The organism is Mariniradius sediminis, from assembly GCF_021491425.1.
Lineage (GTDB): Bacteria > Bacteroidota > Bacteroidia > Cytophagales > Cyclobacteriaceae > Mariniradius > Mariniradius saccharolyticus.
Map to the genome: position 1 here is coordinate 27,810 of NZ_JAKEVZ010000008.1, position 14,099 is coordinate 41,908.

At 43.8% G+C, this 14,099-nt stretch carries 16 protein-coding genes and 3 tRNA genes; 7 read left to right on the plus strand and 12 right to left on the minus strand.

The features are described from left to right. Positions 1 to 43: 43 nt before the first annotated feature. Positions 44 to 817: an NUDIX hydrolase gene (locus L0U89_RS11275; RefSeq protein WP_369413248.1), complete on the plus strand. Its 774-nt coding sequence runs from the start codon at positions 44 to 46 to the stop codon at positions 815 to 817. 38 nt (positions 818 to 855) lie between these two features. After that, positions 856 to 1,947, plus strand: a complete 1,092-nt coding sequence (locus tag L0U89_RS11280) for an AI-2E family transporter (protein ID WP_234861623.1) — start codon at positions 856 to 858, stop codon at positions 1,945 to 1,947. 61 nt (positions 1,948 to 2,008) lie between these two features. On the opposite strand, the gene L0U89_RS11285 is transcribed toward L0U89_RS11280, so the two are convergent. The 3 genes from L0U89_RS11285 to L0U89_RS11295 all read right to left on the minus strand — a co-directional run bounded on the left by L0U89_RS11285 (position 2,009) and on the right by L0U89_RS11295 (position 2,385). Continuing rightward, a tRNA-Leu gene (locus L0U89_RS11285) sits at positions 2,009 to 2,089 on the minus strand. Between the two features lie 68 nt (positions 2,090 to 2,157). Next, positions 2,158 to 2,231: transfer RNA gene (locus L0U89_RS11290), tRNA-Pro, on the minus strand. Between the two features lie 65 nt (positions 2,232 to 2,296). After that, a tRNA-Ser gene (locus L0U89_RS11295) sits at positions 2,297 to 2,385 on the minus strand. 507 nt (positions 2,386 to 2,892) lie between these two features. Between L0U89_RS11295 and L0U89_RS11300 the strand changes: the two genes are divergently transcribed. From L0U89_RS11300 to L0U89_RS11310, 3 genes are all read left to right on the plus strand, one after another. After that, positions 2,893 to 3,165: a hypothetical protein gene (locus tag L0U89_RS11300; protein WP_234861624.1), complete on the plus strand. Its 273-nt coding sequence runs from the start codon at positions 2,893 to 2,895 to the stop codon at positions 3,163 to 3,165. 255 nt (positions 3,166 to 3,420) lie between these two features. Continuing rightward, positions 3,421 to 4,728 carry a PAS domain-containing protein gene (locus L0U89_RS11305; protein WP_234861625.1) on the plus strand — a complete coding sequence of 436 codons (1,308 nt, stop codon included), beginning with the start codon at positions 3,421 to 3,423 and terminating at the stop codon, positions 4,726 to 4,728. A 67-nt stretch (positions 4,729 to 4,795) separates the two neighbouring features. Then, positions 4,796 to 5,212, plus strand: a complete 417-nt coding sequence (locus L0U89_RS11310) for a LytR/AlgR family response regulator transcription factor (protein WP_234861626.1) — start codon at positions 4,796 to 4,798, stop codon at positions 5,210 to 5,212. 25 nt (positions 5,213 to 5,237) lie between these two features. On the opposite strand, the gene L0U89_RS11315 is transcribed toward L0U89_RS11310, so the two are convergent. Further along, entirely contained in the window at positions 5,238 to 6,461 is a 1,224-nt protein-coding gene (locus L0U89_RS11315; protein WP_234861627.1) for an S-adenosylmethionine:tRNA ribosyltransferase-isomerase, read from the minus strand. 33 nt (positions 6,462 to 6,494) lie between these two features. Here L0U89_RS11315 and L0U89_RS11320 point away from each other — a divergent pair, with 33 nt between their 5' ends. Further along, entirely contained in the window at positions 6,495 to 7,592 is a 1,098-nt protein-coding gene (locus L0U89_RS11320; RefSeq protein WP_234861628.1) for an o-succinylbenzoate synthase, read from the plus strand. A gap of 61 nt (positions 7,593 to 7,653) precedes the next feature. Here L0U89_RS11320 and L0U89_RS11325 read toward each other — a convergent pair whose 3' ends face one another. Continuing rightward, entirely contained in the window at positions 7,654 to 7,845 is a 192-nt protein-coding gene (locus L0U89_RS11325) for a cold-shock protein (RefSeq protein WP_008623186.1), read from the minus strand. A gap of 195 nt (positions 7,846 to 8,040) precedes the next feature. Between L0U89_RS11325 and L0U89_RS11330 the strand changes: the two genes are divergently transcribed. After that, complete coding sequence (locus tag L0U89_RS11330) at positions 8,041 to 9,495, plus strand: porin (protein ID WP_234861629.1); 1,455 nt, start codon at positions 8,041 to 8,043, stop codon at positions 9,493 to 9,495. Positions 9,496 to 9,531: 36 nt separating this feature from the next. Here the strand turns inward: L0U89_RS11330 and L0U89_RS11335 are convergent, their stop codons facing one another. The 7 genes from L0U89_RS11335 to L0U89_RS11365 are packed head-to-tail and all read right to left on the minus strand — an operon-like array spanning position 9,532 to position 14,098. Continuing rightward, complete coding sequence (locus L0U89_RS11335) at positions 9,532 to 10,680, minus strand: lactonase family protein (RefSeq protein WP_234861630.1); 1,149 nt, start codon at positions 10,678 to 10,680, stop codon at positions 9,532 to 9,534. Next, positions 10,664 to 11,071, minus strand: a complete 408-nt coding sequence (gene mnhG, locus L0U89_RS11340; RefSeq protein WP_234861631.1) for a monovalent cation/H(+) antiporter subunit G — start codon at positions 11,069 to 11,071, stop codon at positions 10,664 to 10,666. Before mnhG ends, L0U89_RS11335 begins: the two co-directional genes overlap by 17 nt. Further along, positions 11,068 to 11,340 carry an MrpF/PhaF family protein gene (locus L0U89_RS11345; RefSeq protein WP_234861632.1) on the minus strand — a complete coding sequence of 91 codons (273 nt, stop codon included), beginning with the start codon at positions 11,338 to 11,340 and terminating at the stop codon, positions 11,068 to 11,070. Before L0U89_RS11345 ends, mnhG begins: the two co-directional genes overlap by 4 nt. Next, on the minus strand, positions 11,337 to 11,816 hold the full coding sequence (locus tag L0U89_RS11350; protein WP_234861633.1) for a Na+/H+ antiporter subunit E: 480 nt from the start codon (positions 11,814 to 11,816) through the stop codon (positions 11,337 to 11,339). Before L0U89_RS11350 ends, L0U89_RS11345 begins: the two co-directional genes overlap by 4 nt. After that, positions 11,813 to 13,336: a proton-conducting transporter transmembrane domain-containing protein gene (locus L0U89_RS11355; protein ID WP_234861634.1), complete on the minus strand. Its 1,524-nt coding sequence runs from the start codon at positions 13,334 to 13,336 to the stop codon at positions 11,813 to 11,815. Before L0U89_RS11355 ends, L0U89_RS11350 begins: the two co-directional genes overlap by 4 nt. Further along, positions 13,333 to 13,686 carry a Na+/H+ antiporter subunit C gene (locus L0U89_RS11360; protein ID WP_008623166.1) on the minus strand — a complete coding sequence of 118 codons (354 nt, stop codon included), beginning with the start codon at positions 13,684 to 13,686 and terminating at the stop codon, positions 13,333 to 13,335. The genes L0U89_RS11355 and L0U89_RS11360 overlap by 4 nt, the downstream gene beginning before the upstream one ends. Before the next feature lies 1 nt (position 13,687). Continuing rightward, a complete protein-coding gene (locus L0U89_RS11365; RefSeq protein ID WP_008623164.1) occupies positions 13,688 to 14,098 on the minus strand; it encodes a Na+/H+ antiporter subunit B in 411 nt (136 codons plus the stop codon). Between the last annotated feature and the right edge of the window lies 1 nt (position 14,099).

Genomic DNA, 14,099 nt, shown 5'->3' on the forward strand with positions numbered 1-14,099 from the left:
TCAAAGGTAAGCATTTTCAACATCAATATGTAAAATTTACATATTGAAAATTTTATCGCAAATGATCGTTTCCAATCCCGAGTTACTGGCTATTCAAAATTCGGAAGTTGTTCCCCAATTGACCTTGGATTGTGTGATTTTCGGCTTTCATGCCGGTCAACTCAAAGTCCTTTTGGTCAAGTGGAAGGGCACCAGTTTTTGGAGTTTGCCGGGTGGAGTCGTCAGGCAGAGCGAATCCTTGAATGATGCCGCCACTCGAATTTTGACCCAAAGGACAGGATTGGTTGATATTTTCTTGCGACAGTTCTATACTTTTGGTGATAGTAATAGGTATGATAAGGAGTCTGTATCCGAGAAGCTCGCATCCGTTGTGCCGAAGCACATGTGGTATGACCGGGCGATTTCAGTTGGCTATTACGCTTTGGTGAATTATGCGCAGGTTTTCCCGACACCCGATGAGATGTCGGATTCCTGCGAGTGGAGGGGCCTGGACGAGCTGCCCGAGTTGCTTTTTGATCACTCTGAGATATTGAAAACCGCACTGGATTATTTGCGAAAGGAAATTGCCCATCAACCCGTTGGACTTAATTTGTTGCCTCTTAAATTTACCATGCCGGAAATGATGCGCATGTACGAGGCGATCTTGGGTAGAAAGATTGATCCAAGGAATTTCCAAAAGAAAATACTCAAGTCGGGAATCGTGATCAAGTCGAAAGAAGTGAAGAAAGGCACGGCCCACAGATCTCCGTTTTTTTACTATTTCGACAACAAAAAATATGGAGAAGTGCTTCAATCGGGCAGCCTGTTTTTTATTTGAAGCGTGATTGATACCTTGTGTATAGAATTGCCTACAATATGCCTTACAGCCTACCGAAGATCCAAAAAATAGCCTTTACGCTGGTCACGATAGTTTTTGGTGCTTTTATCCTCTATGTCGGTGATTTCATTTTTGTACCGCTTTTGTGGGGGACTTTCTTTTCGTTTTTGTTGTATCCAATCACGAATTGGCTGGAAAGTAAGCGCATACCAAGGGCCGTTGCCATATGGGTGACGATTGTGGTTATGGCGGCTTTGGTGGGCCTGATTTTTTACCTTTTGATCAATCAGGTATTGCAGCTGATTTTGGAAGTCCCCAACTTGAAGGTGGCATTTCAAGAAAAGATTAGTCGATATTTGGCCGATTTTTCTGAGATATTTGGTATTTCTTCCGAAACGGCAAATGGAAAGCAGTTTTTGACTTTCGAAAGGATCAACAGCGGGCTTCTTGAGACGGGGAAGTCGCTGGTACTAATCGGAATTATTCCACTCTATATTTTTCTGCTTTTGTACTACAAAGACTTTTTTATTGAGTTTTTGAAACGGATATCTGGGGCGCGTTTTGAGTCGGTTCAGTATTGGGTCAATGATTCGGGTGAGGTTATCAAATCCTACATCGTAGGGATGATCTTTGTAACATTCATTGTGTCCTGCATGGCTGGTCTACTTTTTTATTCAATCGGTGTCAAGTTCTATTTGTTGTTTGCGGTATTTATCGCGGTCATGAATTTGATTCCTTATGTGGGCGTATTGATCAGCTCATTTTTGGTCGTGTTTTATGTGCTGTTGACTACGGATAGTGTGTTTTATCCATTGTTTACGCTTTTTATGCTTTGGGTCATGCAGGGCGTGGAAAACAATATCATTACTCCATTTGTAGTGGGGACCAAAGTCAAAGTCAATGCACTTGCAGTTGTACTGGCAATCTTGGCTGGTGGCGCGTTGTGGGGCGTCTCAGGGATGATACTTTTTATTCCTATGGTTGGTGTATTGAAAATCACCCTGGATAGAATTCCGGGCTTGGCCCCATACGGGTATTTGCTCGGGGACAACGTGCCTGTGCTTGAGCGACGGGAGAATTTTTGGAAGATAATTATGAGGAAACTTGGCAAAAAGCAAAAAAACAAGTAGAGGGTCTCAGGTTTGTTTTGCGCACTGAGCAATAAAAAAAGAGGCCTTAAGACCTCTTGAGTGCGCACGAGAAGATTCGAACTTCCACGCCAAGGGCGCTGCCGCCTGAAGACAGTGCGTCTACCAATTTCGCCACGTGCGCAAGAATTAAATGGTCGGGGTGGCATCCCGATAGCTATCGGGAGAACCTACGACCTTTCTAACTTAGTGTCGGGGTGGCAGGATTCGAACCTACGACCTCCACATCCCAAATGTGGCGCGATACCGGGCTACGCTACACCCCGAACTGATATCTGAATTTATCCCCAAACTTGCTGGAGAAACCGGATTTTTCACACCCGTCAAATCGCAGAGAGTGGGGGATTCGAACCCCCGGTACAGTTTAACCCGTACGACAGTTTAGCAAACTGTTGGTTTCAGCCACTCACCCAACTCTCTTTTTCAGCTTTCGCTTCCCCTTTCCAATATTTAAACTGTCTGTCACAAACGGACGCATTTTTGGAAAGCGATGCAAATATAAACGATAATTTGCCACATTCACAAAGTACGATATTAATAAAACGCTCCTATTCGCGGGCGTTTCAGCATTGGATTTTTAATTGGTTGGAAATCAGAGTGAATCTGGAAGTATCAAGGCTTTACTTTTTTGAGTGGATTCAATTTGTTCTGCTGTTAAGTCAGCGCTGGGGTTTGATTGTTCATTTAAATGGTATTATGTAAATGTCTGATTTTTAAATTGATATTATCAATTTCATGTATCCCTACACTGAAATGGAACTCCAGGTTGTCAATTGGAGAAAAAATACCCTGTTTAGGGTATTTTTTGACTTCACGCTTATGTCTAGATTTATCAGCGCCAATTGGGCTACAGCAATCGGGCCAGCTTGGTCCAAGAAATTGGCGAAAAAAAAGACATATAGGCACAGGATTAAAAAATTTACGGCTATGATTATTCATTCTTTGTTTGGGAATTTTTGCGTCGTTGCAAATTCAAGGAAACCAGATGGTTTGTTGCTGCAATCCCGGTCAAGAATTGCCCTAAACAGAATTTTTGACGATAAGCGTGTAAGAGATAATGAATCAAGCGATTATCCTTTTGTTGTTGAGGTAGGCAGGCAGGAGTTTGCCCATGTGTTGATCACATTGACGAAGGATATTTCCTATGAGAATTTCGACAAGGATATATCGGAACTTGAAGTGATAGCATCGAGAGTGTAAGTCCGATAGCTTTATTTTTGAGGAAATTATTTCCAGGGTTTAAAAAAAATAGATTCATCGAATTGTGTTTTTTGTACTGTAAAATGTATTTTGTTGCCATTTTTTGCATTTTTTGATCAAATCATTACACTTAGATTGGTTAAGATTTATTATTTGGGTGATTTTGAAATTTGATTATTCAGTATATTTCAACCCTGATCACCCCAAAATCCCCTTAACTGAAGGCAAGTTTCGCTCCTTCATTCGTCAAAAACCATGTTGAGGTCCAAAGAAATCGAGATATACATGCCGTCGTATCTTTACGATTCGAAAAATCTATTGGTGTGTGTATTGGATGCTGATGGACAGATATTGCATGGTGGTGAGTTGTTTAAGTCTTTCTTTTCTCTTCCAAAGTTTTCCTTATTCACTTCCTTTTATAGTTTGACTCAGGATTCACAAAAATCTTATTTTGAGGATATTATGTTGGAAGTAATGGGGAGTCCTTATGAGATTTTTTCAGCAGTCCAGTATTATCCACGCGGCAACGTACAATGGGAATTTTCACTTTTGAAAAATAACGATGGCGATTTTTTGGGGATTATGGGAATTGGTACAGTTCGGAAGGAGTCTGATTCGAATATTTTGGCAACAACCGAGAATATTCGCCCAGAGAAGGATATCCATTTTCAACTCGATCAAAATTGGGAGATTATCCACCTTAACGACGCTGCGGAGGCCTTTTTTGGAGGAAATCGGCACGGACTTCTGAATCAAAAGGTTTGGCAGGTATTTCCCAACAGTAAGATATATGAGTATGCCTTGGAATTCAAAAAGGTAAAAGAAGACAAGCGGGAAAGGATTTTCGAGGATTTCATTCCAGAATTGGGGCGGTGGTACCAGATACACATCGACCCACGTTTGGAGCATTTGGACGTTTTCTTCAAAGACACCTCCGAGGTGCAATTGTTGGAGAATGAGCTTTCCAGATTGGGTTATTCCTTTGACGCGGTTTTAAATGGCTCAGAGGAAGCGATGATTTTGTTGAGCCATGATTTACGTGTACTGCGATTTAATCCGAAAGCTGCAGAACAAGTTGGCAATTTCTTAGACAAAAAGATCCAAGTAGGTGATAAATTCCTGCAAAATCTCCTCCCCGGAATTGAGCAAAAAATTCTCGGGCAATTGGAATCGATCATCAGCGGCCACGAGATTTGCTTTGAAAAGGAAATAGGAACCATTGGCAACCCAAATAACAAGCTTTTCCAACACCGAATTTTCCCAGTACGCGACAACATGGGCAAATTGATTGGATTCGTGTATGCCAACAGGGATGTACGCCAGGACGGTGATTTGGTCCTGAAATTGTCAAAAGACTACTACAACCTACGGGAAGTTACCTATCAACAATTTTTGGAACTCAGATCTCCTTTGTCTTCGATCTTAGGTCTGTTGGAGCTTTTAGATAAGGAACAATTGGACAACGAGAATCGAAAGTATTTGTCATATATCCGGATTCTTGCCGACGAATTGGATCAAATCATCCGTAAGAACTCGAAGAAAGTCAACGATTCCATTCATTGATTTTCGCGTATCCCGAAACATTTTTTTGGACAAACTGTTCCCAACCTGAATTCAAACTTTTGGGGAGATGAAAGAATTGTTGATTGAAGTGAAAAAGAATCGAAACGGTCATCATGGAATTGATGCCATCGAGCAAACTAAACCGCTTTTGATTTCGAACGGGCTTTTCATCAGGCACAAGGGAAACCTGATCAAAATCAAATGGTCAGATATCCTGTGGCTCAAGGGCGATGGCAACTATACTACCATGGTGACACGCCAACACGTGTATTCATTGAGAAATATTTTAAAGGAATTTGAGTCAATCTTGCCCGACAAGGAATTTTTTAGGATTCACAAAAGCTATATTGTAAGGCTCGACGAAATAATTAGTATAAACCCAAGAGAGATTCTGGTGGGTACCGATACAGTCCCGGTTGGGAGGTCTTACTTTCAAGAACTGCTGCAAGGGATCAGAAAGCTTGGAACCAACGGTACGGAGTAATTCAGAGGGTCTTTATGTAGCTGAATCAATACCAAAGTATGCTACTGTCCCCGTAACTCAGAAACCTATAATCGTTGTCTAGCGCAGTTTGGTACAATTCTCTCCACTTTCCTCTTGTAAATGCAGCGACCAATAGTATCAGCGTTGAGGAGGGCTGGTGGAAATTTGTAATGAGGCCGTCACAAACTTTGAATTCATAGCCGGGCATGATCATGATTTCCGTGTGGCCTGTTATTTCATATAGACCTCTTCTTTCCATCATTTTTAGGATTGCTTCAAAACTTTGTTGTCGATTCGGAAGCTCTTCATGACTTTGGTATGGGTACAATTTTGGAATCGAAAATTGCACATTTGCATCTGATCCCAACATCACGCCAAACCAATAAAGACTCTCCAAAGTCCGCATAGAAGTGGTCCCTACGGCGATGATTTTCTCTGAGTGTCGAGCCAATGCTTCAACAGTTTCTTTATTTATAACCATCTGCTCGCTGTGCATGGCATGGTTGGCGACCTGATTTTCTTTGACCGGAGCGAAGGTCCCCGCACTTACATGGAGGGTCAGAAATTCCTCCTTGACTCCTTTCCTTTTAAGGTTTTCCAGTACATCCTGCGTGAAATGCAACCCAGCGGTAGGTGCTGCCACCGCCCCTTCCTTTTCGGAATAGACCGTTTGATAGCGCGGCTTGTCCATCTCGGTGGGTTTTCGGTTGAGATAGGGTGGAAGGGGAACTTCGCCAGCTGCCTCTACGATGCTGACAAAGGGGATTTTTTCATGATTCCATTCAAAAGCGACAGCTTTGCAATCTCGATCTTCGAGAATGGCAAACACGGTGCAGGGCTGACCATTGATGAGGATTTCACCGCGTAGCTTTTCATTGATTTTCCATTTTTTCAGGTTGCCGATCATGCATTCCCACACAACCCGATTTGTCTGGAGCATGACTTCATTGATCAAGCCACTTGGTTCGAGTGGCTTCAGCAGAAAAATCTCTATTTTGGCCCCGCTTTCCCTTTGGAAGATTAACCTAGCCGGAATCACCTTGGTATTGTTGAAAACCATCATGCAATCGGCGGGTACCAAGTCGGGCAGGTGATAAAATTGATAGTGACTGATTTTTCCATCTCTGAGTTGTAGGAGTTTGGAATGGTCTCTCATTTCCAAGGGAAACTTTGCAATTCTCTCCTCGGGGAGGATATATTCGTAATCAGAGAGCCTGATCTCGGCTATGGATTTTGCCAACGAGTGCATATATTCAATTATCAGGCGGCAAATATAACCTCCATGTCAGAATATCTCCACAATATCCAATTTTCCTTCCAACCCTATGTGCTGAGGTTCAGGTTTGAGGCTGGCACCTCAAGAGGGGTTATGAATGAAAAAACGAGTTATCTTTTGAGGGCCTTTGAAAAAGACAATCCGTCTGTCGTTGGCTGGGGAGAAGCGGGGCCGCTGCCGAAATTGAGTGTGGATGATCTGCCGGATTTTGGGTCGATCATGGAGAATTATGTGGAGAAACTTTCAGGCAGCTCTATTCCCTGCGATCCAAAATCAGTTCTGGACTGGTGCAGTCGCCAAGTCCCGGAGAATCTTCCAAGCATACGTTTTGCCTTTGAAACTGCGCTGTTGGACTTGGCCCAGGGAGGCGAAAGGAAAATTTTTGACACGGGATTTTTTCATGGAAAAATGGCGATTCCTATCAACGGGCTAATTTGGATGGGAAAGAAGGAGATGATGATGGAGCAAATTGAAAAGAAGCTTTCCGAAGGGTATTCCTGCATCAAGATGAAAATCGGAGCTATCGGCTTTTCTGAAGAACTTGATTTGATCGCCCGTATTCGTAGTCGGTTCGGTGCAGACAAGATTGTATTGCGCGTAGACGCAAACGGTGCATTTTCTCCTGAAGAAGCTGGTGAAAAATTGAGAAAACTGGCGGAGTGGGACATTCATAGTATAGAGCAACCAATTAGGCCGGGTCAGCTTGATGAAATGGCAAGGCTTTGTCGAAGTGGAATTCTCCCAATTGCGTTGGATGAGGAATTGATCGGACTGACTGGAAGGGAGGAAAAACTGAGACTACTCGAAATAATAAAGCCCCAATACATCATCTTGAAGCCAACGCTACACGGAGGGATTCGGGCTAGTCAAGAGTGGATTCAGTTGGCGGAGGAATTAGGCATTGGTTGGTGGATGACATCCGCCCTGGAAAGCAATATCGGATTGAATGCCGTCGCCCAATTCACTTCAACCTACGCGATCAACATCCCACAAGGACTAGGAACGGGACAGTTGTACCACAACAATTTTAATTCGCCGTTGACAATATCGAATGGTTACTTACGCTATTTGCCGAATCCTTCACTTTGGGATATCAGGGTATAAACACGAAAAAGCCCCGGATGGCCAGGGCTTTTTCACTAGATGTCAATGTGGTGTATATAGATTAAACAACCTTTACATTCACTGCATTTAGGCCTTTTCTTCCTTCTTTCAGGTCGAATGTTACTTCGTCATTTTCCCTGATTTCGTCAACGAGACCAGTCACGTGCACGAAATACTCTTTGGAAGACTCATTGTCAACGATGAAACCGAAACCTTTGGTCTCATTAAAAAATTTCACTTTTCCTTTGTTCATGATAATTGTAATTGAATGAATAATTTGGGACAAATGTAAGGATACTTTTCGCATATCAAGCAGATATTCAGAAATATTCTTGATTTTGATTCGCTTTTAGCTTCCATCTCATTCCGAATGCTCGGCTATTGCCATTGGGCTGATTTAGTTTTACCTTGGAGTAGGCTTGTAGAGGAATTTTTCAAGCTTGATTGTATGAGAAAAACGCAGTTTATTTTGATATGGTTTGGATTTGCTTTCCTGATTGGGTCGCAGGTATGTGCGCAGGAAAAAGCCGATACGCTGCCGGAAAAGTCTCAATATGGTTTTTCTGGCGATGAAGCGGGCGAGGAATCCAGGCCTTTGGTGATCAAGCTATCGGACGATGGAAAAAAATACGTGCGCTTTATTCTTTGGGGGCAGATTTGGGCCAGGGCTTTGCAAAACAATCCCGGAACGCTGGGTGTGGATGGACGGCCTGTTGATTGGACGACAGACATTGGGATCAGGCGCGCGCGGATGCTAGCCTATGCCTCTGTTTCTCCGAGGTTTTTGATCATGCTGCATTTCGGGATCAATAACCAGACCTTTATGAACGGGGGTGTTCCGGGAGGAGGAGATTCCGGCAATGCAGGTCTATTGCCTATCGATCCGAATGTTCCAATCATTTTCAATGACATGAGTTCTGCCAAAAAGCCTCAGATGTTCATACATGATATTTGGAATGAGTTTAAGGTGACGCCTGAACTCTATATTGGGGCTGGTCTTCATTATTGGAATGGGGTTTCAAGATTATCGAGCGCGGGGACATTGAATTTTCTTACCATGGATGCGCCGATTTTCAATTGGGGAAACATCGAGCTTACGGATCAGTTTGCCAGGCAGTTTGGTTTCTATGCAAAAGGACAAATAAGGAACTGGGATTATCGAATAGCTTTGAACAAGCCTTTTTCTGTCGGCAGTGGTGGCACCTTTGATCCCGTGAGACAGCGTCCGATTGCATTCAACGATCAAAATGACAATTGGGCAACGCAGGGCTATATCGCCTATCAATTTTGGGAGCATGAGAACAATAAGCTGCCGTTTTTTGTGGGTAGTTATTTGGGAGACAAAAAGGTATTGAATGTGGGTGGGGGATGGCACCACCATCCTCAGGCAACCAGTTCAATCGATCAATCAGGATTGAAAAACCGTCATGATATCGGACTTTTGGGAATGGATGTCTTTTTGGATTTGCCTTTCCATACAGCATTGGGGATAGCGGCTATCACTTTTTATGGAGTTGCCTATCGTTATGACTTTGGGCCGAATTATATCCGAAACATCGGAATCATGAATACTGGTCTCGGCAGGGGAACGACCCAAAACGGACCTGGAAACAGCCAGCCGATGATTGGGACGGGGAATATTTTCTATTTCCAAAATGGATACATGCTCCCCAAAAAACTTATGGGAAACTTCGGTGGATTGCAGCCATTCGGTTCCTTGACTGTAAGCGATTTTGAGTATTTCGATCAGGCAGCGATGCAATACAGCCTCGGGTTCAATTATCTGATTTCGGATCACCGCGCCAAACTGAGTTTGGAATATCGGAGGAGGCCCTATTTCGAGAATTTCCTCCGCACAGGCGGTGCAGGGGAACTGATCCTCCAAACACACATTATATTATGAAGTACGCAGACTGCCAAAGTCTCGTTTTTTCCAGTGTCAATCCAATCCAAAGAAATAAACGGGTTTGTTGATTTTAGCTTCAAATGGAAGCTTGGTGAGTTTTCCCGTTTGAACGTTTCTTTCAAAAACCGTGATGTTGTTGGATGCTTGATGGGCGGCGAGGAGGTATTTTCCATCTTTTGTAAGGATGAAATTTCTTGGCATTTCTCCCCCCGTCTTTACCCTTTCCACCCACTCCAGATTTCCATCGCCCAATATTTTGAAAACGCTGATTTCATTGGCATCGCCGCGGTTGGAAACGTAAAGGTTCCTTGCATCCGGGGAAATCCGAACTTCAGCAGCACTTACATTTCCAACAAAATCATTTGCGGTGAGTGGAAAGGACGCGACGTACCCAACCTGCCCATTCTCAAAGGAATATGCCCCAATTTCTGCCGTGAGCTCATGAACCAAGTAAACTCTGCTACCATTTGGATGTATTGCCAAATGCCTTGGGCCTGAACCTGCAGCCACTTCAAAATAGGCCGGATCGGAATGGTTGAAAGGAACGGCGAAGCTGGGATTGAACTTGTAGATATGGATTTTGTCAGTCCCCAGATCTCCAACGAGTAGATATTTGCCATCTGGATGAAAGACAGTGCTATGGACGTGTGCCTTTTCTTGTCTATCGATATTGATACTTTGCCCCTCGTGCTGAATCGTCTGGACAGGTATGAGTTTTCCACCATCGATTTTAAAAGTCGAGAAATTTCCCCCGCTATAATTCCCAACCACCAAAAACCTCTCTTCTTCATCCATGGCAAGGTAGCAGGGGTGGTCGCCCTTTGTATCCTGCACGTCAATTTGTTCCAGCGAATTGTTTTGGCGGTCAAACCTGAATGACTTCACCTTTCCGCCATTTTCACCTGCTGTCTCTTCGACAGTATAGATCAATGTTTGGGCATTGTTGGCGATTACAAATGATGGATTCTGAATGCCGGGTGCCAAGACGGAGAAGTCCAGTACATTCCTTTTCGGGTCAAAGTTGAGTAGACCGATGCCTTGCGAATCATTATCGGTATATGCGCCAATGAGGAATGAATACGAAGTTTCCACTTTTTCTTCTTGGGGTTTATTGTCGCAAGCGATTGTGAGGCAGAGTGCGACAAGGATGCTGCCAACGATTTGCTTATTCCAGTTTTCCATCGGGCTTTTTGTCAAGTTTTGCTGGGTTTTTATCAGGAGATTCACTATGAAGGACGTGGGTTACCGGATCGTACTTTCCAGCCAATTCATCGATTTTTGTTCCTTTCCAAACAGGAATGTTGGTAATATAAGCCGCCTTTGCCAACATATGTCCTGCGATCGTCACTGTCAAAAATATAAAAAGAATGATAGCCAAAATCCTGGAAACCACCGGAAATGCTTCGAAATAAATGGCCGCAGCCAAGAGAATCATGCCGACACCCAAAGTGGATGCTTTGGCCGTCACCGAAATGCGGAGGTAAACATCCGGCTGGCGCAGCATGGCCACCGAGGTGGAAAGGATAAATAAAGCGCCCACCGTTGAGCAAATCATGATTATTACTTCCTTCATCTCTTGTTCTTTTGTTCGATGTAATAGGCGTATACAGTGGTACTGAAAAAGGCAATCAAGGCAAAGAGCATCGCAATATCCAGGAATGTACTTTGGTCAAATAACATGCTGAAAATGGCAATGATACAAATTGAAACCAAGAAAAGCATATCCAATGCAATCACACGGTCAGCCATGCTTGGTCCCTTCAGAAATCTGACGAATACCAAAATGACCGACACTGCCAACATTGGCACGATCACCCAATAGAAGTAGTTTTCGAAGCTCATGCGAATAATTCTATTAGTTTGTTTTCAAAATCTTCCTTCAGCTCCCGGATGAATTTGTCCTTGTCTTCCAGGTGCATGACGTGTACGTACATGACTTTCATGTCATCAGAAATGTCCATCACCATTGTGCCCGGCGTCAGTGACACCAAATTTGCCAGGGTGACTATATGAAACTCATCCTTGAGCGTGAGGGGTACTTTAACAATTCCTGGTTCGAGCTTGGATTTGGAATAAAGCGATTCTTTCACTGTTGAAATATTGGAGAGGATGAGTTTCCAAACCAAGAACAAGAAAAAATACACGAGTTTTGGAAGGATGACAAAATATTTTCGGTCCGATTTTTTTGTCGCCGTGATCCAAAGAATCCCAAGACCAATGATGAAGCCAAAAATGAAGTTCTCGGCAGTCGCTACTCCGGTGGCAATCACCCAAATTACTGCCAGCAGCAAATTGTTGAGAAGAAGTGACTTGTTCATGGTTGTGTGATTTGATTGCCCAAAACAGCCTGGATATAGGGACCTGTATCCATCAGGTCAGTGGAAATTTTCCTTGACACTTCGATGATATGTTCAGCCCCCAGGCCAATAAACAGAGAAACTGATGCCAGGAAAAAGATCGGCAAAACCATCAACCATCGGTTGGCTGCGCTCATTTGGTGAAAATATTGCCCATCGGCTGGCTTTGGTAGGTTTTCTGCTTGTTTCCAGAAAACCTCTAGCCAGATTTTCCCCACGACCCAAAGCGTGATGAAACTGCCCAAAATAATCGCTCCGATGAGGAAGTATTCCCGTGATTCGAGACCTCCTTGGATCAGGAATATTTTGGACCAGAAACCGGATAGTGGCGGAAATCCAACCAGGGAAAACAGTGGAATGGCCAAAAGAAGCGAAAGCAAGGCGTGGTTTCGATACATTCCGCCCAATTCATGGATATTCTCTGTCCCGTTCATTTTTAAAACCAAGCCTGAGATCATGAATAGGTTTGTCTTGACCACGATATCATGGATGAGGTAAAAAACCGCACCCATGATGGCCAATTCGGTAAACATTCCAAATCCCGCCATAATGAATCCAATATGACAAATGATCAGGTATCCGAATGTTTTGTTCATACTTTTCTGCAAAAGCGCGCCCATACCGCCCGTCAAAATCGTCAGCCCTGCGACCACGGAAAACAAAGGTCCGAGAAATTCGTCGCCGCCAAACATCAGCGTGAAGCAGCGGATGATCGAGTAAACCCCAAGCTTTGTCATCAAACCACCGAAAATGGCGGAAACCGCAGCCGGAGGTGTATGATAAGCTGCCGGCAACCAAAAATAAAGAGGGAATATTGCTGACTTGATCCCAAATGCAACAAAGAAGATTCCAGCCGTTGCATTGACCAGCCCGCGGTTGGGAATCTCTGCGATCTTGAGCGCCACATCGGCAAAGTTCAATGTCCCTGTCAATCCATAGATAAACCCGATTCCAACTAGAAACAGAGATGAAGCCAAGAGGTTGAGTGACACGTATTTCATCGCACCTTCCAATTGCTTTTTCTTTCCACCTAAAGTCAATAATACAAACGAGGAAATGATTACAACTTCGAACCAAACATAAAGATTGAAGATGTCGCCTGCTAAAAAAGCACCCATCAATCCCATCAGTAGAAAATGGAGGATTGGGAAAAAACCAAATTGTATCCGTTCCTTTCTTAAGCTTCCCGAAGCAAACATCGAAACCGCAAGTCCGGATAGGGATGCCAAAAGTACCATGGTGGCGCCAAAAACATCGGATACGAAACTAATCCCAAAAGGCGAATCCCAATTTCCGGCATGGCTGATTTGGATGCCTTGCTTCCAGGTAGTGTCAAACAGCCAAATTGCGATTCCCACCGAAATGAGCGAAAGCAGGATACTCAGCGTTTTTTGGATACCGATTTTTCCCCAACAGAAAAGCAGAATGATCCCTGCCAAAAATTGGAACACAATAGGCAATATCGTCAGGTTGTTGATCATATTTCCTCTTCGCTAGAATTCAGCTCATCCAGGTCATCCGTTTCGAGCACTTTGTACACTTTTTTGATCAAAATAATCGCAAATGACTGCAAGCCAAAGCCGATAACAATCGCCGTCAAAATCACCGCCTGCGGCAAGGGATCGGCATAGATATCGGTAAACACTTTCATCCCATCTGCCATCACCGGTGGATGTCCTTTGACCAATCTTCCCAAGAGAAAAATCAGTAGGTTGGCCCCATTTCCCAATAGGATCAATCCGATAATCATCTTGAACATGCTGCGGCGCAGCAGCATGTATACGCCGCCGGCATGCATCAATCCGATCAAAAAAACGAGCAACAACTCCATATCACACAGATTCAGAAATTGAAAAGAAAATTGTCAAAGTAGTTCCGATCACGACCAGATAAACCCCAATATCAAATACCAGCACGGAACTGACCGCACCGATAAACCTCAGTGGTTCGGAAAACCACAATCCGGTCAGAAACGGCAGCCCAACAAACCAGGGCGCGATTCCAGCCACCAAAGCCAACAAGAGTCCAACAGGCATAAGGTATCCAGGATTTACCCTGATGATTTTCCTAGTCTGGGTCAGTCCATATGCAAATGAATGGATCAAGAATGCCATGGATGCCACCAATCCGCCTACAAATCCACCACCGGGTTCGTAGTGCCCCCTCAGTAGCAGGAAAATGGAGAACAGGAGCAGCAGCGGCAGAAGATAATCTGAGGCTGTCCGGAAGATCAGTGATTTCATA